21 protein-coding genes are annotated in these 22,919 nt (G+C 31.4%); 13 read left to right on the top strand and 8 right to left on the bottom strand.

What is annotated here, in order from left to right:
- Nucleotides 1-46 precede the first annotated feature (46 nt).
- Nucleotides 47-1,303, bottom strand: coding sequence for a S1C family serine protease (locus HMPREF3131_RS00220; protein WP_049415032.1), 1,257 nt, complete (start codon nt 1,301-1,303; stop codon nt 47-49).
- A 167-nt stretch (nt 1,304-1,470) separates the two neighbouring features.
- Between HMPREF3131_RS00220 and HMPREF3131_RS00215 the strand changes: the two genes are divergently transcribed.
- The 3 genes from HMPREF3131_RS00215 (at nt 1,471) to HMPREF3131_RS00205 (ending at nt 5,340) form a co-directional block, all read left to right on the top strand.
- Nucleotides 1,471-2,088 carry a lysophospholipid acyltransferase family protein gene (locus HMPREF3131_RS00215; protein WP_017176102.1) on the top strand — a complete coding sequence of 206 codons (618 nt, stop codon included), beginning with the start codon at nt 1,471-1,473 and terminating at the stop codon, nt 2,086-2,088.
- Nucleotides 2,089-2,556: 468 nt separating this feature from the next.
- Nucleotides 2,557-4,017, top strand: coding sequence for an N-acetylglucosamine-specific PTS transporter subunit IIBC (gene nagE, locus HMPREF3131_RS00210; protein ID WP_017176103.1), 1,461 nt, complete (start codon nt 2,557-2,559; stop codon nt 4,015-4,017).
- Between the two features lie 195 nt (nt 4,018-4,212).
- A complete protein-coding gene (locus tag HMPREF3131_RS00205; protein WP_017176104.1) occupies nt 4,213-5,340 on the top strand; it encodes an HAD family hydrolase in 1,128 nt (375 codons plus the stop codon).
- A 47-nt stretch (nt 5,341-5,387) separates the two neighbouring features.
- Here the strand turns inward: HMPREF3131_RS00205 and serA are convergent, their stop codons facing one another.
- The 3 genes from serA to HMPREF3131_RS00190 form a co-directional block, all read right to left on the bottom strand.
- Nucleotides 5,388-6,983, bottom strand: a complete 1,596-nt coding sequence (gene serA, locus HMPREF3131_RS00200) for a phosphoglycerate dehydrogenase (RefSeq protein WP_017176105.1) — start codon at nt 6,981-6,983, stop codon at nt 5,388-5,390.
- On the bottom strand, nt 6,973-8,136 hold the full coding sequence (locus HMPREF3131_RS00195) for a pyridoxal-phosphate-dependent aminotransferase family protein (protein ID WP_017176106.1): 1,164 nt from the start codon (nt 8,134-8,136) through the stop codon (nt 6,973-6,975). The genes serA and HMPREF3131_RS00195 overlap by 11 nt, the downstream gene beginning before the upstream one ends.
- 103 nt (nt 8,137-8,239) lie before the next feature.
- Nucleotides 8,240-8,683 carry an OsmC family protein gene (locus tag HMPREF3131_RS00190; RefSeq protein ID WP_017176107.1) on the bottom strand — a complete coding sequence of 148 codons (444 nt, stop codon included), beginning with the start codon at nt 8,681-8,683 and terminating at the stop codon, nt 8,240-8,242.
- A gap of 78 nt (nt 8,684-8,761) precedes the next feature.
- Between HMPREF3131_RS00190 and HMPREF3131_RS00185 the strand changes: the two genes are divergently transcribed.
- Nucleotides 8,762-9,508 (top strand): glycerophosphodiester phosphodiesterase, encoded by a 747-nt coding sequence (locus HMPREF3131_RS00185; protein ID WP_017176108.1) that lies wholly within the window; start codon nt 8,762-8,764, stop codon nt 9,506-9,508.
- Between the two features lie 51 nt (nt 9,509-9,559).
- Here HMPREF3131_RS00185 and rpsD read toward each other — a convergent pair whose 3' ends face one another.
- On the bottom strand, nt 9,560-10,162 hold the full coding sequence (rpsD, locus tag HMPREF3131_RS00180; protein ID WP_017176109.1) for a 30S ribosomal protein S4: 603 nt from the start codon (nt 10,160-10,162) through the stop codon (nt 9,560-9,562).
- Between the two features lie 231 nt (nt 10,163-10,393).
- Nucleotides 10,394-10,861, bottom strand: a complete 468-nt coding sequence (locus HMPREF3131_RS00175; protein ID WP_019835459.1) for a GAF domain-containing protein — start codon at nt 10,859-10,861, stop codon at nt 10,394-10,396.
- Nucleotides 10,862-10,992: 131 nt separating this feature from the next.
- Between HMPREF3131_RS00175 and ezrA the strand changes: the two genes are divergently transcribed.
- The 7 genes from ezrA (at nt 10,993) to HMPREF3131_RS00140 (ending at nt 18,964) form a co-directional block, all read left to right on the top strand.
- Entirely contained in the window at nt 10,993-12,687 is a 1,695-nt protein-coding gene (gene ezrA, locus HMPREF3131_RS00170) for a septation ring formation regulator EzrA (RefSeq protein WP_048761515.1), read from the top strand.
- Between the two features lie 162 nt (nt 12,688-12,849).
- Nucleotides 12,850-13,986: a cysteine desulfurase family protein gene (locus HMPREF3131_RS00165; RefSeq protein ID WP_019835457.1), complete on the top strand. Its 1,137-nt coding sequence runs from the start codon at nt 12,850-12,852 to the stop codon at nt 13,984-13,986.
- Nucleotides 13,987-15,210 carry a tRNA uracil 4-sulfurtransferase ThiI gene (gene thiI, locus HMPREF3131_RS00160; RefSeq protein WP_019835456.1) on the top strand — a complete coding sequence of 408 codons (1,224 nt, stop codon included), beginning with the start codon at nt 13,987-13,989 and terminating at the stop codon, nt 15,208-15,210.
- Between the two features lie 30 nt (nt 15,211-15,240).
- Nucleotides 15,241-16,026, top strand: a complete 786-nt coding sequence (locus tag HMPREF3131_RS00155; RefSeq protein WP_019835455.1) for a sulfite exporter TauE/SafE family protein — start codon at nt 15,241-15,243, stop codon at nt 16,024-16,026.
- Between the two features lie 93 nt (nt 16,027-16,119).
- Nucleotides 16,120-16,614 carry a thiol peroxidase gene (gene tpx / locus HMPREF3131_RS00150; protein ID WP_002448307.1) on the top strand — a complete coding sequence of 165 codons (495 nt, stop codon included), beginning with the start codon at nt 16,120-16,122 and terminating at the stop codon, nt 16,612-16,614.
- Between the two features lie 123 nt (nt 16,615-16,737).
- Nucleotides 16,738-17,685: a class I SAM-dependent methyltransferase gene (locus tag HMPREF3131_RS00145; protein ID WP_019835454.1), complete on the top strand. Its 948-nt coding sequence runs from the start codon at nt 16,738-16,740 to the stop codon at nt 17,683-17,685.
- An 82-nt stretch (nt 17,686-17,767) separates the two neighbouring features.
- Nucleotides 17,768-18,964 carry an acetate kinase gene (locus tag HMPREF3131_RS00140; protein WP_019835453.1) on the top strand — a complete coding sequence of 399 codons (1,197 nt, stop codon included), beginning with the start codon at nt 17,768-17,770 and terminating at the stop codon, nt 18,962-18,964.
- Between the two features lie 181 nt (nt 18,965-19,145).
- Here HMPREF3131_RS00140 and HMPREF3131_RS00135 read toward each other — a convergent pair whose 3' ends face one another.
- Nucleotides 19,146-19,643: a universal stress protein gene (locus HMPREF3131_RS00135; RefSeq protein WP_048761525.1), complete on the bottom strand. Its 498-nt coding sequence runs from the start codon at nt 19,641-19,643 to the stop codon at nt 19,146-19,148.
- Nucleotides 19,644-19,795: 152 nt separating this feature from the next.
- Between HMPREF3131_RS00135 and ald the strand changes: the two genes are divergently transcribed.
- Nucleotides 19,796-20,914 carry an alanine dehydrogenase gene (gene ald, locus HMPREF3131_RS00130; RefSeq protein WP_049379582.1) on the top strand — a complete coding sequence of 373 codons (1,119 nt, stop codon included), beginning with the start codon at nt 19,796-19,798 and terminating at the stop codon, nt 20,912-20,914.
- An 88-nt stretch (nt 20,915-21,002) separates the two neighbouring features.
- On the opposite strand, the gene HMPREF3131_RS00125 is transcribed toward ald, so the two are convergent.
- Nucleotides 21,003-22,058, bottom strand: a complete 1,056-nt coding sequence (locus HMPREF3131_RS00125; protein WP_061544499.1) for a M24 family metallopeptidase — start codon at nt 22,056-22,058, stop codon at nt 21,003-21,005.
- A gap of 129 nt (nt 22,059-22,187) precedes the next feature.
- Here HMPREF3131_RS00125 and HMPREF3131_RS00120 point away from each other — a divergent pair, with 129 nt between their 5' ends.
- Nucleotides 22,188-22,877, top strand: a complete 690-nt coding sequence (locus HMPREF3131_RS00120; protein ID WP_048679563.1) for a metal-dependent hydrolase — start codon at nt 22,188-22,190, stop codon at nt 22,875-22,877.
- Nucleotides 22,878-22,919: the final 42 nt, after the last annotated feature.

The raw sequence follows: 22,919 nt of genomic DNA, 5'->3' as shown, positions 1-22,919 counted from the left end.
TTGAAAACGAGGTTAATCCATTATTTTGGATTAACCTCGTTATTTATTATCGAATAAATTGACTATTATTATCTTCAGAATTATATGATTGCGAAGATATTGCTTTTTGATTTTTAAGAGTGACTGATACGTCTTTAGTTTTACCATCACGTATAACAGTCAACTTCACGGTTTCACCTGGCTTTTTATTTTGATATAAGTACGTTCTTAGATCGGTATCATCATCTACTTTTTTACTATCTACTTTAGTAATGATATCGCCAACTTTTAATTCACTAGAGTGGCTAACTTTTGCTACATACACACCAGTATCACGATCAGTTTTTAATTCTTTTTTATAAGAATCTGGAATATCACTTAAGTTAAGTAACCCTATTCCAATTGAAGGACGTTCTACTTTACCATGTTTAACGAGTTGTTCAATTGTAACTCTTACTTCATTACTTGGGATTGCAAAACCAATACCTTCAACTTGGTCAGCAGCAATTTTCATTGAATTAATACCTACTAAATTACCATTAACATCTACTAATGCACCTCCAGAGTTACCAGGATTAATTGCTGCATCTGTTTGTAGCACATTCACTTTAGTTCCACCAGAAGTGGTATTAGATTCAATTGTACGTTCATTTGCAGAAATAATACCTGATGTTACTGAGTTAGCAAATTCTAAGCCAAGTGGGTTACCCATTGCGAAAACACTATCGCCAGTTTGAACTTTAGAAGAATTTGCGAATTTCATTGCTTTAATTCCTTTTTGAGAATCAATTTTTAAAACTGCAATATCTGAAACTGCATCTGTACCTACAAGCTTTGCTTCTACTTGTTTACCATTATGTAATTGTACTTTAATTTGTGATGCACCATCAATAACATGATTATTAGTGACGATGTAAGAAGAATTGTTGTTAATTTGATAAATAACACCAGAACCGATACCAGCTTCTTGTGCTTTAGTTGATTTACCTTGTAATAAATCGTCAAAACTTGTTACCTTTTGCATATTGATGACACCTACAATAGCAGGAGAGACATCTTTGATCATGGCATTAACCGATTTATATTTATCACTTTTACCGTCTAACACATTGCCACCTTTATCATTTGTAGCCTGTTGGACTTGAGATCCACCACTATTTGAATCATCTCCATTCATAAGTCGATTAACTCCTAAAACAATTAATGCTCCTATGATACCAGCGATTAGAGCAATAATAATAATTCTAAACCATGGAAATTTCGGTTTAGGTGGACGTGAATGTTGATAATCACTGGATTGAAAATATTGATTATATTCTGTCATATGAAACCTCCGTATTTATTTTAACCATTATCTCAATTATGAAGAAAATATTTAAATATTTCTAGTAAATAGCTATCAGACTTAAGATGTATCTTTTAAAATCTTGTTCACGTGATAAGTTAATGATAAAATCGACTAAGTGTAGAAACTTAGAAGTAGGTGACAAAATGTATAAATTTATTAGTAAATTTTTAGAATTAATAATCGTAAAAATGGCACGTTCATTACATATTGTAGGTAAAGAGAACATTCCTAAAGATAGTAAATATGTTGTGACTTGTACCCATGAAAGTTATAATGAAGTAATTTTATTAGGATTAGCTTTAATTCCAAATGAAATTCATTATATGGCTAAAAAAGAATTATTTAGTAATAAATGGGGTGGCAAATTTTTAAGATCTTTAAATGCTTTTCCAGTAGATCGAGAAAATCCGGGACCTAGTACGTTAAAGCAACCTGTTAAATTATTGAAAGATCATAAAACAGTAGGTATCTTCCCAACAGGTCATAGAACTTCAGTTGAAGGCGCGCCTTTAAAACGTGGAGCTGCAACGATTGCTATGCTAGGTAAAGCACCAATCTTACCAGCTGCTTATGTTGGACCAACGAAGTTACATGGTTTAGTCACTGGTCAAGCGATGATTAAATTTGGTAAACCTATTTATCAGTCTGACATACCTAAAGATTTAAAGCGTAACGAAAAAATTGATTTTCTAACTAAAGAAATAGAAAGACGTACAGCACAGTTACAACATGAACTTCATCTTATTCAAGCACGTCTTTAATAGATATTGATAGCATTATTCATCAGAAGATTTTCTAAATAGAGAATCTTCTTTTTTTATAAATAATTGATAAATGGATGATAGGAGTACCATGAGTGAAAATGACAAGTTTTAAGAAATCTATTTTCCGTTAGTACCATATATTATCTAATGTATTGTTCTTGTTATTTTGACTTTAATCATTTTTATTTAGTCAATGTGGAAAGATTATTTAATAAAAAAAGGATTTGAAGTAAAATACCAGTTAATTATCTCAATCAATAATAAAAATCACTTATAATATCTTATTAAATATATATATATACGTTTTAATCTTTATTGGTTAGAGCGTATCTTTTTTATATTGTCATCACATTGTCTATTTATATAAAATAAACATATAGCGTAACCGCTTACAAATATGGTAGATTATATATTGGACTAAATACATAAAAAATATAATTTTTAATAAATAAAGGAGGATAAAAGATGTTTAAATTCTTTCAAAATCTCGGAAGATCGTTAATGCTCCCTGTAGCTGTTTTACCAGCAGGAGCAATCATAACCGGGATAGGTAACTTACTAAACGCACTTCATGTTCTTCCCACAGTAGCCATGTTCTTTTCAATTGTAGGAACAGCTATTTTAGGACAATTAGGATTAATTTTTGCTATCGGTGTAGCTATTGGTATGGCTAAAAAGAACGATGGGGCGGTTGCTTTGGCAGGTGCGTTAGGATATGCTATGGTAACGAAAGTATTAAATCCAGAAAATGTGGCTACGTTATTTAATATAAAAGAAAAAGCAGTTAACTTAGGCTTTACAAAAATGGATAATTCTAATGTATTTCTTGGTATTATTATCGGGTTAATTGCAGCATATTCTTTTAATAAATTTAGTGAAGTTGAATTACCTATGGCCTTGTCATTTTTTAGTGGTAAACGATTAGTACCTATTATGACTGTATTTTTTAGTACCATATTAGCAGTTATACTATTATTTATTTGGCCTATGGTCTTTTCAGGCATTGTTGCATTTGGAGAATGGTTAGTAGGTTTTGGTTCATTCGGGGCATTTTTATATGGTGTCTTTAATCGATTACTTATTCCTACTGGTTTACATCATGCATTGAATGCAGTATTTTGGTTCGATACAGCAGGAATTAATGATATTGGTAAATTCCAAACAGGTGTAGATGCAGTAAAAGGTATAACAGGACGTTATCAAGCAGGTTTCTTCCCAATTATGATGTTTGGTATACCAGCAGCAGCACTTGCAATGTATCACAGTGCTGAGACAAAGCAACAAAAGCAAGTATGGGGATGGTTTTTAGCAAGTGCTATTTCAGCATTTGTAGTAGGCGTTACAGAGCCAATTGAATTTGCATTTATGTTTGTTGCACCTGTACTTTTTATCATACATGCCTTATTAACAGGACTTTCATTACTTATTGCATCTCTATTTCATTGGACCGCGGGATTCTCATTTAGTGCAGGATTAATTGATTATGTTTTATCGCTAATTAATCCAATCGCTAATCACCCTTTAATGCTATTAGTTCAAGGTATTGTATTCTTTATTTTATATTATGTTATTTTTAGAATTATGATTAAAGTATTGAATTTAAATACAATAGGACGTGGTGATAACTTACTAGCTGATCCGGTAGTAGAAGAAACGACGACTACAGATAAATCAAAAAGTGGAAAATATCATCAACCAGCTACACAAATATTAGAAGGTTTAGGTGGAAAATCTAATATTGATAGTTTAACAAATTGTGCTACACGACTTCGCTTAGAACTAAAAGATAATACGATTATTGATGAACAAAAAATTAGAAATGCTGGAGCTGTTGGGGTGACGAAAAATGGCCACCATTCAACACAAGTAATTATTGGTACACATGTTCAACAGGTAGCAGATGAAATTGAAAAACAGTTGAAATAATTCAATAGAAACAATAAAAGCGACAATATATGTCCAAATCATTTGTTACACTATAGTCCTATTGATAAATATTGTTTATATAAAAGAGCTAATGCTAGATTTTAAGCATTGGCTCTTATTTTTATTACATTGACTTTATATAAATGTTCGTTATGATTATAAGTATCAGAATAGTCAAAAAATGGAGAGATGTCGATGAAATCAATTTTATTTGATGTAGATGGTGTGTTTTTAAGTGAAGAACGTTGCTTTGATGTATCTGCCTTAACAGTAGAAGAACTATTAAAGAGTGATGACTTTTTAGGTTTAGATAGCGCTCAAAATTTTAATTATATGAATGATGAATTAATTGAAGATATAAGAACACGAGTATTTTTAAATGATCAAATTTTAAATCAATTAAAATCTTTAGGCCTTAATTCTAACTGGGATATGCTATTTGTTGTATTTAGTATTCACTTCATCCATCTCTTGAAACAGTTGGATTCAGAAACAATTAGACAAGTGACTCATGTTGAAACGTTTTCAGTTGAGACTCTACGTGAATTACAATCTTATAATGATCAATTTAAAGTTAATTATGCAGTACCGTTAAAATTTATTCAAAATAGTCAAAGTGGTAAAGAGAATATTTATCTTGAATTAGAAGGTTATGCAAAAGATCAATTAAATATTGAAAATGCTAAATTATTTAATTTAAAAAGTCCACTTTGGAATTTAGCTAGAGCAGTATATCAAGAATGGTATTTAGGAACAACTTTATATGAAAAAGTAGAAAAACTTACTCCTTTGTCTATTCCTAAATCTGGTTTTATTTATGAAGAAATGATCTTACGTCCTGTGGAAGAAATTAAAACTTTATTAAATGATATAAAACAAGCAGGTTTTAACATTGCCATTGCAACTGGTAGACCAAGAACAGAAACCATTGTTCCATTTGAATCCTTTGGTCTTAAAACTTTTTTTAATGAAAAGCATATTGTTACAGCGAGTGAAGTATTGAAAGCTGAGTCAGTATTTCCAAAAGAAGGGTCACTAGGTAAACCTAATCCATTTAGTTATATTGCAACTCTTTATGGAAACAATGAGAGAGATTATTTGCACTATATTCAAAATCAAACACATATTGTTAATGAGGATGATGTATTTATTGTTGGTGATTCATTAGCGGATTTATTGTGTGCTAAAACGATTGGGGCAACATTTATAGGTACTTTAACTGGTTTAAGTGGGAAAGGAGCAAAAGAAGAGCTAGAGCAACATGGTGCTGATTATATTGTTAATCATATTTGTGACATTAGACATATTCTACTTAATAAATAATAAAAAGAAGGGAACGCCGAATATTATCGTCGTTCCTTTCTTATTTATTATATTGATAAAGTTGTACCGTAGATTTTATCAAAATCACCAATCTCATATAATTCTTTAATAACTTGTTGAGTAATAGGTTGATCTACTGACAGAATCATCATTGCTTGTCCACCTTCAGAACTTCTTCCTAAAGACATTGAAGCAATATTGATATCATGTTTACCGAGTAGTTGACCTGTTAAACCTACCATTCCTGGTAAGTCTTTATGATAAGAAATAAATTGATAAGCATTAGGTTTAAAATCTACTGAATAATCATTAATTCTTACAATACGTGCACCAAATCCGTCTATTACAGTTGCACCAATTTTCACCTCTTCATGTTCACTTATCAAATTAATTTGAATATAATTGCTGAATGTCCCCTGTGAAGCACGATTTTCAATATGATGAGTGATACCTTGTTCGTTTAATAATGCAATAGCATTAATTAAGTTCACGCGTTCACCTAAATTTTGTTTTAAAATTGACGTTACGATTGATCGAGTAATTAAATCAGCTTCTTTTTTAGCATGTTCTCCGTTAAAAGTCACTTTAATCTCTCTAGGCGCATCATCTAATAATTGAATTGCCAATTCACCTGAAAGCTGGCTAATACGAAGCCATTGTTGTGTCTTCTCATCAATATGGTTTAAGTTTAACTTAGGTGCATTGACTGCGTTTGTAACATTACCATTTTCTAAAATATCAATGATTTCTTCAGCAACTGATACAGCTACTTTTTCTTGTGCTTCAATCGTAGATGCACCTAAATGAGGAGTTACAATAATATTTTTATGATCGAGCAGCGGTGAATCTAGAGGAGGTTCATTTTCAAATACGTCTAATGCTGCTCTAGCAATTTGATGTTGATTTAAGGCATTAAGCAAGTCGTTTTCATTAATAATTCCGCCTCTAGCTACATTAATAATTTGTAACGTTGGTTTAGCTTGATTAAAGAAATGAGCATCGATAATACCTTTTGTTTTAGGTGTTAATGGTGTGTGAACGGTAACAAAATCTGAACGTTGAGCAATTTCATCAATTGTTGCTAGTTCAATTCCAAGTTGCTCTGCTTTTTCTTTAGTCAAAAAAGGGTCATAAGCTAAAACAGTCATACCAAAACTTTTTAATCTTTTTGCTACACCTAAACCAATACGTCCTGCTCCAATGACGCCTAATACTTTTTGATATAATTCAACTCCTTTAAATGCTTTACGATTCCATTCTTTATTCTTTAGTGATGTGTAAGCTTGCGGTATATTTCGTGCCATTGCTAGAATCATAGCAACTGAGTGCTCAGTAGCAGAAATCGTATTTCCATCGGGAGCATTTACAACGAGTATACCGTTTAGAGTTGCTGATTTTATATCAATATTATCCACACCTACACCGGCTCTTGCAATAACTTTTAAGTTTGAAGCATGGTTAATAATAGATTCTGTGACTTGAGTTTGACTACGTACGATTAACCCTTGATAGTTAGGAATAATATCGACAAGTTCTTTTTCAGTTAAACCAGACTTAAAATCAACGTTAAAATCAGGATGATGGATTAAACTTTGTAAACCTTTTTCTGAAATTGGATCTGAAACTAAAATATTATGCGTCATGTTGAATTACCTCCGTAAATTTTAGCGTAGCTTTGCCAATATAATTGACTTTACGATAATCTGTAAGAATGATTTCTAAAGCTGAAACAACAGATAAAATATCAAAAGGTGACACTTTTCCCATGTGACCAATTCTCAAAATGGTTCCTTTTAGTTTGCCTTGACCACCAGCAATAGTAATATTAAATCTTGATTTTAGTGTTGATTTAATATATGTTAATTCGTCTTTATCGTGAGGGATAAAAGAAGTAACAGTAGGAGAGGCATATGAGTCTTTAGTAACTAATAAATTTAAATCTAATGCTTTTAAACTTTCTCTTAAACCATCTCTAATCAAGTAATGTCTGTGAATGGTATTGTTAAATCCTTCTTTTTTAATAAGTGCAGCATAAGCGTTAACCGCTCTAAATAATCCAACATTTGGTGTGAATGGAGTAGAATTTTGTTCAATAGAATCAAAGTACTTATTTAAATTTAAATAAAAACGTGGTGTTTTAACTGCTTTAAATCGCTCTTGTGCACGATGATTATAAGCAACAAAAGATAGGCCAGGCGGTAACATTAAAGCTTTCTGGCTACCTGACACGAGTACATCAATATTGTCTCTTTCTAAATCGACATCAACGGCACCAATACAACTTACGCCATCGACAACGAAGTAAATGTCTTGATTGAATGCTTTAATCACTTTTCCTAATTTGTGTATAGGGTGAAGTACAGCAGTAGAAGTCTCGCAAAATTGGGTGAATACAGCAGTAATATCATGTTTAAGTGAATGTAAATATGTTTCAAATGCTTCAATGTCGACCGCTTTTCCCCATTCAACATCATAAACATGTACATTCTTATAATATGTTTCAGCAATTTGTTTAAAACGATTGCCAAATGCACCTGATACAATGACTACAAAATGATCCTCGGGATTGACTATATTTAACATACTAGCTTCTAAGACGCTAGTACCACTTGAAGTAAGAATCATTACTTTATTTTTAGTTCCAAAAATAGGTTTTAAATGATTAAATGCTTCTTCTGCGATAGCTTCAAAATCTGAAGAACGATGGCCTACCATTGATAAATTAAGTGCATGTGTGATTTCATCAGGTACAGGGGTTGGTCCAGGTGTTAATAATAAGGGTTCATAATAATACATCGTAAATCTTCCTCCTGATATAAGATTTTTTAATTTTACCAAATATTCTGAAAATTTAAAAGTCTAAAATAAAAAGCGGCAGTTAAATCGACCGCTTTTAGTTCTAATCTTGAATGGTTGCTTGAATTTCTATTTTAACGTTGTTTCGAATTGAGTTAGATATCATACAATGATGATCAGCAATATCTAATAGTTTAGGAAGTCGTTTATTAAGATGCGTTTTTTCTTCTTCTGTAAGAGATATTGTTGGATAATGAGTGATTTTTTCCATTTTAAATTTTCCATTTTCAAACACTGCGCTTCCAATTGACTTAATTTCTAAATGAATATTAGTAAATTTAGCTCTTTCAAGTGTAGCAGCTAAAGAGATAATATAACATGATGAGGCTGCTGCAACTAACATTTCATCGGGATTTGTCCCAGTTCCATTACCACCAAGTGAAGAGGGAATAGAAATTTGCTCAGAAATTACATCGCCATTAACTTTACCGATTTCTTCACGACCTCCACGCCATGACGTATGAACTACAAAATCGTGTTTAACCATTATTATTGACCTCCTATATCATTATGGTAATTTAAGTGTAGTTGAACATATAATTAATTTAAAGGATGGTATTTAAAAATGAAAATACAAAAGCCTAATACATCATTTCAAATCGTTGCACACCGTGGATTATCGCAGAAATATCCTGAAAATACGGTAGAAGGTTTTAAAGCAGCCCTTATGCAACATATTGATATGTTAGAAATTGATGTACATTTTACAAAAGATAAACAATTAGTAGTCATTCATGACGATTCCATTGACCGCACATCGAATCAAAAGGGTAAAGTAAAAGATTTTACTTTAGAAGAATTAAAACAATTTGATTTTGGAATCAGACATGGTGAAACTTTTAAAAATACTCGTATTTCTACTTTTAGCGAAGTACTTTCATTATTTAAAAATTACTCTAAAACATTACTTATTGAAATAAAAAAACCAGAACAGTATCCTGGCATTGAAAAAGCGTTACTTGAGGAACTCGATAAATTTCAAATTCCCTCTCATAGAGTCATTATTCAGTCATTTGATGTGGAAAGTGTTAAAAGAATGTCTGAATACACAAAGAAATATGCACTAGGTGTTTTAATAAGTAAAAAGCAATACTGGTACAAACAACCTGATTTTGAAAATATAGCTTCTTTTGCACAATTTATAAATCCTAACTATAAATTAATAAATAAAAAATTTATCAAGCGTGCTCATGAACATCATCTTAAAGTAATACCTTATACAGTAAATAACATGAAAGATGTGAAAAAATTGATTCATTTAGGAGTAGATGGAATTATCTCAGATATACCAGATGATATATTTAAATTATAAATAAAAAACCACCCTGACCAAAATGGAAAGGGTGGTAGAATATTAATCAACTTATCTTGAGTAGTACTCAACGATTAATTGTTCATTAATTTCAGCTGGTAATTCACTACGTTCTGGTAAGCGAACGAAAGTACCTTTTAAGCTGTCAGCATCGAAATCTAAATATTCTGGTACGAAATTGTTGATTTCAACAGATTCTTTAATGATATCTAAGTTTTGTGATTTTTCACGAACTGAGATAACTTGACCAGGTTTTAAAGTGTATGATGGGATGTCAACACGTTTACCATCAACTTCAATGTGACCATGGCCAACTAATTGACGAGCTTGACGACGTGTACGTGCTAAACCTAATGAGTAAACTACTGCATCTAAACGGCTAGCTAATAAAATCATGAAGTTTTCACCGTGTACACCGTGCTGTTTACCAGCAATATCAAATGTGTTACGGAATTGTCTTTCAGTCATTCCATATAAATAACGTAATTTTTGTTTTTCACGTAATTGTAAACCATATTCTGATAATTTTTTACGTTGGTTTGGACCATGTTGTCCTGGTGCGTAAGGACGTTTTTCTAATTCTTTACCAGTACCACTTAATGAGATACCTAAACGACGAGATTTTTTCCAGTTAGAACCTCTGAAACGAGCCATAATAAGACTCCTCCTTTTTCTTTTTTGTTGGAATGAATAAACAAAAAAGAGTGTTGTATGCTCATTAAGATATATTGTTTTATGTGTCTTCACCTTATAGCTACAGTTACATGACACGTCCACATCGGGAACAACATAGAGCTTAATAATATACAACTGCTATTTTCGTTAATTCACACAAAATTCATTGTACCATTATTTTTTAAAGTGTCAAGGAATCATTTAAATTTATTATTTTGATAATTGGTGTTCTAAGATAGAAACTATCTCTTCAAGTCCTTGTTGATCGCCTTTACTAAATCGTTGTGTAATAGGCGCATCTATATCTAACACGCCGATTATTTCATTATCAACATGAATTGGAACGACAATTTCAGATTTACTATTAGCATCGCAAGCGATGTGACCAGGAAATGTATTTACATCATCGACAAGTTGTGTTTGGTTATTTGCAACAGCAGTTCCACATACACCTTTTCCTATAGAGATATGCACGCAAGCAGGATGCCCTTGGAAAGGACCTAAAATAAGTTCATTATTTTCAATTAAATAAAATCCTACCCAATTGATTTGATCTAAGTTGTCATTGAGTAAAGCTGAAGTATTACTTAAAATTGCAATTAGATTTGTTTCATCTTCAATAAGACTTGCAAGTTGTTTACCTAATAAGTTGTAATTTGTTTCTTTAGTTGTCGTCATATAAAAACCTCTCTATGTAATATTTTGATTATTAGTATAAATGTAAAAATTTTTTCAATCAATTCTTTGAATTTTATTTTAATGACGGGATAAGATACGTTATAATAATGATAATATAGGAGGAGAATGAGATGGTTTTATACATTATATTAGCAATTATTATTATTATATTGATTGCTGTCGGTATTATGTTTTATTTACGTTCTAACAAACGTAAAATGGTTGAGCAAGCAGAAGAACGTAAATTAAAAGTTCAACAGTTACCTTTTGAAGATAATTTAGAAAAGTTATCAGCTTTAAACCTTAAAGGTGAAACGAGAACAAAATACGACGCGTTAAAACAAGATACATTAGATCACACTAATAACTATTTAGCACCAGTAGAAGAAAAAATTCATGACGCTGAGCTTCAACTTGATAAATTCCAATTTGCAGGAGCTCAAACTGAAATTGATGACGCTCATGAATTAATGGATAGATATGAAGCTGGTTATCAGTCACAAGTAGATGAAGTAAATGAAATTCTTTCTCTACATAAAGATAACGAAGCAATCTATGAAAAATGTAAAATAGATTATCGTGAAATGAAAAGAGATGTTTTAGCAAATAGACATCAATTTGGAGAAGCGGCAGCTCCTCTTGAAAAACGTATTGAGGCTTTTGAACCAGAACTTGATCAGTATGACATGCTGAAAGAAGAAGGTAACTATGTACAAGCTCATAATCATATTAATGGATTAAATGACTCTATTAATGAAACAAAAGGATATATGGATGAAATTCCAGATTTAATTAGAGAAACTCAAAAAGAGTTACCAGGACAATTCCAAGATTTAAAATATGGTTGTAGAGATTTAAAAGTAAATGGTTATGACTTGGATCATGTAAAAATTGATGGAACATTACAAAGCTTAAAAACTGAATTAAATTTTGTAGAACCTATGATTAGTCGTCTTGAATTACAGGAAGCTAATGATAAATTGCAACAAATTAATGATAAGCTTGATGAAATGTATGATTTAATTGAGCATGAAGTAAAAGCTAAAAATGAAGTTGAAGAAACAAAAGAAGATATTACAAATGAATTATTCAAAGCGAGAGAAATGAACTATACGCTTAGAACAGAAATCGACTATATACGAGAAAACTATTTCATTAATGAAAGTGATGTTCATAGTATTAGACAACATGAAAATGAAATTCAAAATCTAGTTGTAGTATATGATGATATTCTAAAAGAAATGTCTAAATCTGCTGTGAGATACAGTGAAGTAAAAGATAATTTAGAATACTTAGATGAACATGTAAAAGTGATTAATGAAGAACAAGAAAAATTACAAAATCATCTGATTCAACTTAGAGAAGATGAAGCTGAGGCTGAAGATAATCTATTAAAAATTCAATCGAAAAAAGAAGAGATTTATCGTCGACTTCTTGCTTCAAACCTAACAAGTGTTCCAGAGCGATTTGTTATTATGAAAAATGAAATCGACCATGAAGTAAGAGCGGTCAGCGAACAATTTAACGAACGTCCGCTTCATGTTAAACAACTTAAAGATAAAGTTTCAAAAATTGTAATTCAAATGAATACTTTTGAAGATGAAGCGAATGATATATTAGTCAATGCAGTCTATGCAGAACGATTAATTCAATATGGAAACAGATATCGTAAAGATCATCATAGTGTAGATAAAAGTTTAAACGAAGCAGAACGTTTATTTAAAAATAACCGTTATAAGCGCTCAATTGAAGTATCAGAGCAAGCACTTGAAAGTGTAGAACCTGGTATAACAAAACATATTGAAAATGAAGTGATTAAAGGATAATACATTTTTATAGTTAGAGAATGACCTAGACATCCACATATTTCTAGGTTGTTCTCTTTTATTTTTTTAAAAAAATAGTATAATGCTTGAGTGTCTATTTTTAAGTCGAGAAATCTAAAATATGTTTTAGATATGTTATTGATGAAAGTGAGTGTTCTATATATGATTTATTTAGATAATGCTGCCACAACAAAACCGAACCAAGCGGTTTTAGATTCATTTCTAAAAGTAAGTGAGAAAGCTTATTATAATGCTAATAGTCCTCATCAAATGGGTTTACAATCAGAAAAAATATTATTACAGGCTAAGTCGCGTGTAAAAGAGATGTTAAACCTCAATAATAATACTGATGTCATTTTCACAAGTGGTGCCACTGAGTCTAATAATATTGCACTCAAAGGTATTGCATTAAGAAAAAAACAGTTTGCGAATGTAATCATTACCTCAGTATTAGAGCATCCATCAGTATTAGAAGTGATGCGTTATTTAGAAACACAAGGATTTATATTGAAATATGTGAATGTGACTCCAAATGGTCAAATAGATATTAATCATTTAGAACAATTAATGACGGATAATGTGGGCTTAGTAACATGTATGTATGTCAATAATGTTATGGGACAAATACAACCGATAAAAGAAATTGGCTCATTATTAAAACAATATCCTAAGGCACATTTTCACGTAGATGGCGTTCAGGCTTTAGGGAAAATTCCAATGCAATTAGAGAATGTAAATAGTGTAAGTTTTAGTGGTCATAAATTTAATGGTTTAAAAGGTCAAGGCATATTAATTATCGATAATAAGGAAAAAATTGAACCGACAGTATTTGGCGGTGGTCAGGAATATGGAATTAGAAGTGGTACTGTAAATTTAGCAATGAATGTTTCACTTGTGAAAGCAATGGAAATTGCAATTCAAAATTTAAATGAGCTTAATCATCGTCTATCACGTTATAATAAAGTAATTAGAGAAAGTTTAAGTCAATATAAAGGAGTGTATATTAATTCTCCAGAAAATAGTGCTCCGCATATTTTAAATATTGCTTTTCCAGGAGTAAAAGGAGAAGTGCTTGTTAATGCGTTCTCAAAATTGGATATTATGGTGTCGACTACAAGTGCATGTTCGTCTAAAAGAGAAAAATTAAATGAAGTTTTGTTAGCAATGGACATCGAGGACAACAGAATAGAGGGAAGCGTTCGCTTATCCATGGGTGAAACTACAACAGAAAAAGATATCGAACAATTTAAAGATAAATTTAAATTAATCTATGCTCAAATAAAGGAGTTGTTGAAATAAATGAAATATGATCATATTTTGGTAAGATATGGAGAACTTACGTTAAAAGGAACAAATAGAAAAAGATTCACAAATGTATTAAAAGAAAATGTGATTCAGTCATTACGTTCATTAGAAGGTACACGAGTTAAATGCGAGAGAGATCGCATGTTTATCTCGCTTTTTGAGGAAGCAAATGTAAATGAAGTCATGAATCGTTTAACAAAGATATTTGGCATAAAATCTATTAGTCCAGTATTTAAAACAACACAAAATCTTGAAGATATAAAACAACTTTGTGTTTCGTTAGCTAAAGACTTTGCACATGGAGATACTTTTAAAATTGATGTAAAACGTGTAGATAAATCATTTTCATTAGATACGTATCAACTACAAAGAGAACTAGGTGGTGTCATTTTAAAATCAGTTGATCATTTAAAAGTAGATGTTAAACGTCCGACACATAATATTAAAGTGGAAGTACGTAAAGAAGGCGTATATATCTATACTAAAGTTATCGATGGTGCTGGCGGATTACCTACAGGTACAGGTGGTAAAACACTTCTTCAGTTATCAGGTGGGATTGATTCACCAGTAGCTGGTATGGAAATGATGAAACGTGGCGTAAAAATAGAAGCTATTCATTTTCACAGTCCACCATTTACAAGTGAAAAAGCGAAAGATAAAGTGATTGAATTGACACGCATACTATCTGAACGTGTAGGACCCATTAAATTACATATTGTTCCTTTCACAGCACTTCAAAAACAAATCAATAAGTCTGTGCATCCACGATATACCATGACTACTACTAGACGCATGATGTTACGAGTGACAGATATTATCTTAGAACGTATTGGAGCGAACGCTATCGTAAATGGTGAAAATTTAGGTCAAGTAGCTAGTCAAACATTAAAGAGCATGTACGCAATCAATGATGTTACATCTACTCCTATTTTAAGACCACTTATTTCTTTAGATAAAGAAGATATTATTAAAAAAGCAAAAGAAATAGGAACATTTGAAGTTTCAATACAGCCTTATGAGGATTGCTGTACGATTTTTACCCCTAAAAACCCTGTAACTGAACCAGATTTTGATAAAGTTGTTAAATATGAAAGTGTGTTTAACTTTGATGATCTTGTTCAAGAAGCAGCAGACAATGTAGAAACAATAGAGATTAATAAAGATTATAAAACTGAAAAAGATAAAAGTACTGATGCACTCATTGATGAATTATTTTAATATGAAAGTATTAAAGTAATTTAATAAGGGGTGGGCGTTATAGAACTAAGTTTTCATATTATTTTCATTATTATTAGTTTTGGTTTCTTGGCAGCATTTATAGATGCTGTTGTAGGTGGCGGTGGCTTAATATCAATTCCTGCACTCTTAGCTATAGGAATGCCGCCATCATTAGCATTAGGTACAAACAAATTAGCAAGTGCGTTTGGCTCCTTAACGAGTGCAATCAAATTTTTAAAATCTGGAAATGTTGATAAAAAAATAGTATTTAGACTATTTCCGTTTGTATTTATATTTGCAGTTGGTGGAGCAAGTTTAGCTACTTTCTTACCATCAGAGGTTTTGAAACCACTCGTTATAGTCATATTGACACTTGTTTTAATTTACACCATTTTTAAGAAAGAATGGGGTAATGTCAGAACGTTCTCTAAATTTACTATTAGTAAAGCGATTGCCTTTATATCACTCCTGCTTTTAATTGGATTTTATGACGGATTCTTAGGCGGTGGTACTGGATCATTTATGTTATTTGTATTATTAATGTTTGGATTTGATTTTTTAAGTGCAGCTGGAAATGCAAAAGTATTAAACTTTGCTTCAAACGTTGGTGCATTAACATTATTTATTATTCTTGGTCAAGTAAATATAGCATATGGATTAATTATGGCAGTCAGTATGGTGATTGGGTCGTATACTGGTGCACATTTTGCAATCAAAAAAGGTGTAGGATATGTCAAAATTTTATTTATAATAGTTACCATTTTACTCATTTTAAAAAATACCTTTGATTATATCATGCAAATCATTTCAAATTAAAATAGTAGTTAGTGTTTTAAATGATTGAAATAAGTTTAAATACTATCGTATCATTAAACTATAATTTAAATAACTAATGGGAGGTCATATAATATGACAGAAATTACTTTTAAAAATAACCCTATACATTTAGAAGGAACTGAGGTTTCAAAAGGAGATGTGGCTCCTAATTTTAAAGTTTTGGATAATAGTTTAAATGAAGTTACTTTAGATAATTTTAAAGGGCAAAAGAAATTGATTAGTGTTGTTCCTTCTATTGATACTGGCGTATGTGATCAACAAACTCGCAAATTTAATGAAGAAGCTTCTCAAGAAAATGGTGTAGTACTTACAATTTCAGCGGATTTACCTTTCGCTCAAAAAAGATGGTGTGCATCAAATGGTCTAGAAAATGTAATTACGTTAAGTGACCATAAAGATTTATCATTTGGTGAGCATTATGGTGTTGTTATGAAAGAAATGAGATTATTAGCGCGTTCTGTTTTCGTATTAGATGAAAACAATCATGTAGTTTATAAAGAGTTAGTTCAAGAAGGTACTGATTTTCCAAATTTCGAGGCTGCTTTAGAAGCTTATCGTAATATTTAAGTCACTATTAAATGATTAAATTAAAGATATAATACTAATATTGTCCATATGTATTTTAAAATGAATGATTTCGTTTTAAGACATTTGCATTATGGACATTTTTTTATTGGAAAGGAATTGAATATGGCAGAAGAACAAACTATTATGGAAAGATTATTCCGAACTTTAGATGATAAAGCTAAGTCGTTAAATGAAGAAAATGGTCAAAGCTTTATAGAAAATTTAGGTTTAGCAATGGAAGATGTATATCGTAATCAACGTACTCTATTAGAACAAGCAACGCTTCAAGATCGTCGAAAAGCATTTCAATTTGCTTACTTAAGCTTATTACAAGAAGAAAATATTCAGGCAAATCATCAAATTACACCAGATTCTATTGGCTTAATTTTAGGTTTTTTAGTACAAAAATTTATAGAAAATAATAAAGAATTACAGATTGTTGATATTGCAAGTGGAGCTGGTCATTTAAGCGCTACAGTGAATGAAGTATTAAAAGATAGCGAAGTTATGCATCACTTAATTGAAGTAGATCCTGTTTTATCGAGAGTTAGTGTGCATCTAGCGAATTTTTTAGAAATACCATTTGATGTGTATCCTCAAGATGCGATTATGCCATTACCATTGGAGGAAGCTGATGTGGTTGTTGGAGATTTTCCTATTGGATATTATCCTTTAGATGAACGTAGTAAAGAAATGAAACTTGGATTTGAAGAAGGCCATAGTTATTCACACTTTTTACTTATCGAACAAGCCGTCTATGCTTTAAAACAAAGTGGCTATGCTTTTTTAGTAGTACCTAGTAATATTTTTGAAGATGAACATGTGAAACAGTTACAAAATTTTATTACTACAGAAACTGAAATGCAAGCATTTTTAAACCTTCCTAAAACATTGTTTAAAAATGAAAATGCACGTAAATCAATTTTAATACTACAAAAGAAAAAAGCAAATGAAACTAAGCCTGTAGAAGTGTTATTAGCTAATATTCCGGATTTTAAAAATCCTAATCAATTCCATGGTTTTATTAACGAATTAAATGAGTGGATGGACGCAAATCATTCACAAAAATAAACTGTGATATTCTTGAATTACTTCTGTATTAGTGGTTAAATAGATATGGATATTTAATATATAAATTGGAGGACAATGAATCATGTCTAAATTAGTTTTAGCGATTAATGCGGGAAGTTCTTCTTTAAAGTTCCAACTTATCAGAATGCCTGAAGAAGAATTAGTTACAAAGGGCTTAATTGAGCGTATTGGTATTAAAGATTCAATATTTACTATTGAAGTAAATGGTGAAAAAGTAAAAAGAGTTAAAGATATTAAAGATCATGAAGAGGCAATTAATATCATGTTAGATAGCTTCAAAAAACATGGTATTATTAATGATATTAATGATATTGCTGGTACAGGGCATCGTGTTGTTCATGGTGGAGAATTATTCCCTAAATCTGCTTTAGTCACTGATGAAGTAGAAGAAAAAATTGAGTCATTAAGTGAATTAGCGCCATTACATAATCCTGCAAACTTAATGGGAGTTCGTGCCTTTAGAAAGTTATTACCTAATATTCCACATGTTGTAGTTTTTGATACTTCATTCCATCAAACTATGCCAGAAAGTTCTTATTTGTATAGTTTACCATATAACTATTACGAAGATTTTGGTATTCGTAAATACGGTTTCCATGGTACAAGCCATAAATATGTATCACGTCGTGCGGCTGATATTTTAGAAAAACCTATTGAAGAATTACGTATTATTTCTTGTCATATTGGTAATGGTGCGTCAATTGCTGCAATTGATGGTGGGAAATCTATCGATACATCAATGGGCTTCACTCCATTAGCAGGTGTAACAATGGGTACACGTTCAGGAGATATTGATCCAGCTTTAATTCCATTTATTATGGAAAAAACAGGTAAAACTGCTGATGAAGTTTTAACAGTTTTAAACAAAGAATCTGGATTATTAGGTATCTCTGGTACTTCAAGTGATTTACGTGATTTATTAGGTGAAGCTGCCAATGGCGATGAACGAGCTGAACTTGCTTTAGATATTTTTGCTTCTAGAATTCACAAATACATTGGTTCTTATGCTGCTAGAATGCATGGCGTTGATGTTATTGTCTTCACAGCAGGTGTCGGTGAAAATTCATCACCAATACGTGCTAAAATTTTAGAAGGCTTAGAGTTTATGGGTGTTTATTGGGATCCTAAGAAAAATGAATCTACTCACGGTGAAGAAGCTTTCATAAATTACCCACACTCTCCAGTTAAAGTAATTGTTGTTCCAACTAATGAAGAAGTCATGATTGCAAGAGACACAGTAAAATTCGGTGAATTATAAGATATATTAAAAAAACGATGAGATTAAACTTATCTCATCGTTTTTTAGAATATAACAGGGGAATAGAACAAAAGTCATGTTGAATTTGTTGTCCCACTCTAATGTTGTATCTCTAACATATTAAAGAGGTCTGAGACATAAGGAATTGTCTCAGACCTCTTTATTTACATACATTACTTTATTAAGAAAATTGTTTTCTAAATTCAGGAGTTGCAACTTCAGGTTGGAAATCTTCTGGAATTTCTTCAGTACGCACGACAAGTACATCACATGGTGCATGACGAACGATTGCTTCTGAAACAGAACCAACGATAAATCGTTCTACTGCATTTAATCCTGAAGTACCACACATTATTAAATCGACACCTAATTCATTTGCTAACTTTTTAGGTATAATCGCTTTAGGTGATCCAAATTCTAAACGAGTTTCTACATTTGTAACACCTGCACGTGAAGCAACTTCCTTATAGCCTTTTAAAAGTTCATCAGAAAAACCTTTAGATTTTTCCGTGAATTGAGCATCGTACACTTCATAAGAAGAGTAAGTTCTTGAATCGATAATATTAACAATAGTTAATTGAGCATCATTACGTTTAGCAACGTCTACAGCTTTGTTGAAAGCCCATTCTGCTTCATGTGAACCATCAACTGCGATTAAAATGTTTTTATAAGTTAACATCTTAAGTCCCCCTTAACTTTTCTTAATTCAATTTTAACATAAATTTCTGAATATTTAATATTTATAATTCAACAATTATGTGGACATTGTGTATCTTTGGTGATTGCGCTTTCATTACTTTAGCGTTACCATAAGAAGTGGAGGTGGATGGAATGAAAATCGGTATTCCAAAAGAAATAAAAAATAATGAGAATAGAGTAGGTTTATCACCAAGTGGTATACATGCATTAGTTGAACAAGGACATACAGTACTTGTTGAAACAAACGCAGGTTCTGGTTCATATTTTGAAGACGAAGATTATAAACAGGCGGGTGCAGAAATAGTTAATGATGCAAAAACAACTTGGGATGTAGACATGGTGATTAAAGTAAAAGAACCATTAGAAGAAGAATATAAATATTTCAGAGAAGGTCTTATCTTATTCACATACTTACATCTTGCTAATGAAGAAAAACTTACTCAAGCATTAGTTGATAATAAAGTAGTAAGTATTGCCTACGAAACAGTTCAATTACCAGATCGTTCTTTACCTTTATTAACACCAATGAGTGAAGTTGCAGGACGTATGTCAGCTCAAATTGGTGCAGAATTCTTACAAAAAATTAACGGTGGAATGGGTATTTTACTTGGTGGCGTGCCAGGTGTACCAAAAGGCAAAGTTACGATTATTGGTGGCGGTCAAGCAGGTACAAATGCTGCTAAAATTGCTTTAGGATTAGGTGCAGATGTAACTATTTTAGATGTAAATCCTAAACGTTTAGCGGAATTAGAAGATTTGTTTGACGGTCGTGTTAATACAATAATGTCTAATCCACTTAATATTGAAAATGCAGTTAAAGAAAGTGACTTAGTTATTGGTGCAGTATTAATTCCTGGAGCGAAAGCACCAAGTTTAGTTACTGAAGATATGATTAAACAAATGAAAGACGGTTCAGTAGTAGTCGACATTGCTATTGACCAAGGTGGGATCTTTGAAACTACTGATAAAATCACGACACATGATGATCCAACTTATGTTAAACATGGTGTTGTACATTATGCAGTAGCGAATATGCCTGGTGCAGTTCCACGTACGTCTACTATTGCTCTTAATAATGCGACTTTACCTTATGCACAGTTACTTGCTAATAAAGGTTATAAAGAGGCATTTAAAGCAAATCAACCTCTGTCATTAGGTTTAAATACGTATAAAGGTTATGTAACTAATAAAGGTGTTGCAGAAGCTTTTGATTTAACTTATACATCTATTGAAGATGCATTAAAAGAATAATCTAAATTAATTCAATAAAAAGCGGAATAGCATTCTTTATGAGTGCCTATTCCGCTTTTTTGATATAAAAGAGAGATTTAATTTTAAATTACTTATTATAATGTGTAAGTATTTCAAATCCAGTATCAGTGACTAAAATATCATCTTCAATTCTGACGCCAGCGACATCAGGTACATAAATGCCAGGTTCAATTGTAATCACCATACCTGCTTCAAGTAAATTTGTATTTGTACTTGATACATCTTGATATTCATGTTCTTCTAAACCGAGTCCATGTCCTAATCGATGAGGGAAGAAATCACCGTAACCCGCTTCTGAAATAATGTCTCTAGCAATTTTATCAATATTTTGTAAAGGGACACCTGGTTTAATTGCTTCAATAGCACTTTGTTCAGCTTTTAATACAATATCATAAATCGTTCTTGCTTCTTTACTTGGTTCACCAAATTTTACAGTTCTTGTCATATCACTACAATAATGATTATAGACTACACCTAAATCAAATAATACATATTCATTCTTAACTAATGTTCGATCTCCAGGTGTACCATGTGGAGATGCAGCATGATCACCAAATAGTACCATTGTATCGAAACTCATTTCACTGACGCCATATTTTTTAATTTCATTTTCAATATGATTTACAACTTCTCTTTCAGTTACGCCTTCAGATAAAAATGAAACACCAATATCTATACATTTATCTGCAAGTTCAGCAGCTTTTTTTATATTTTTAACTTCATTTTCATCTTTAATATTTCTTAGCTTTTTAATAGTTAAATCGATATCTTCATACACTTTAATGTTAAAGTTATTCGTAAGTTCTCGTTGACGTTTAACAGTGAGATGTTCACTTTCAATTAATAATTTATCAAATGTATGGGGTGCTAAATCGAAAGGACTCTCAGTATCTAAATAGCCAACAATATTTCCATTAAAAGGTGAATGCTTAACTTCTTCAACTTCCATTTTAGGACAATATAATGTGCATTCACCATTTGAAGTTATAAGTAACGCAAACAATCTTTCATGAGGTTCACTTCTATAACCTGTGAAGTAGAATATATTAAGTGGAGTAGTAATCCATGCTGCATCAGCATTTTTATCTTTTAATGTTGCAATAATTTCGTCTGTTTTAATCATAATACGTATCCTCCTATAGTTTAATCAATTTAATTTTACGTCTAAATAGAAATGAATTCAAAGTGTTTCAAGTTATAAATATAATTATCAGGGTATAATAATAATATTAAAATATAGGAGGTTCTATATATGAAACTTTCATTTCATGGACAGTCAACGATTTATTTTGAAAGTAATGACAAAAAAGTAATTGTTGATCCATTTATTTCTGGTAATGATAAAAGTGATTTAGATGAGCAGACATTAGATGTGGATTATATTATTTTAACGCATGGACATGGTGATCATTTTGGTGATGTAGTTGAATTAGCTAATCGCAATCATGCTACAGTGATTGGTTCTGCAGAAGTACAAGGCTATTTAACAACGTATCATGGAATTGAACACGCACATGGTATGAATATTGGCGGTAAATATCAATTTGATTTCGGTACAGTAAAATTTGTTCAAGCCTTCCACAGTTCAAGTTATACTAATGAAGATGGAATACCTGTTTATTTGGGTATGCCAATGGGCGTTATCATTGAAGCAGAAGGTAAAACAATTTACCATGCAGGAGATACTGGTTTATTTAGCGATATGAAATTAATTGCTGAACGTCATCCAGTAGATGTATGTTTTATTCCTATTGGTGATAATTTTACTATGGGTATTGAAGATGCAAGTTATGCAATAAATGAATTCATTAAACCTAAAATTTCAGTGCCTATTCATTACAATACATTCCCATTAATTGAACAAGATCCACAGAAATTTAAAGAAGCAGTATCTCAAGGAGAAGTACAAATTTTACAACCTGGTGATGAAGTGACATTTTAATGATATATAGAAAGAGTCCGGGACATAAAGTATCTAGATAAG

Source organism: Staphylococcus sp. HMSC14C01, assembly GCF_001808085.1.
In the GTDB taxonomy this organism is placed as follows: Bacteria; Bacillota; Bacilli; order Staphylococcales; family Staphylococcaceae; genus Staphylococcus; species Staphylococcus hominis.
This window is presented reverse-complemented; position numbering and strand designations above follow the sequence as displayed.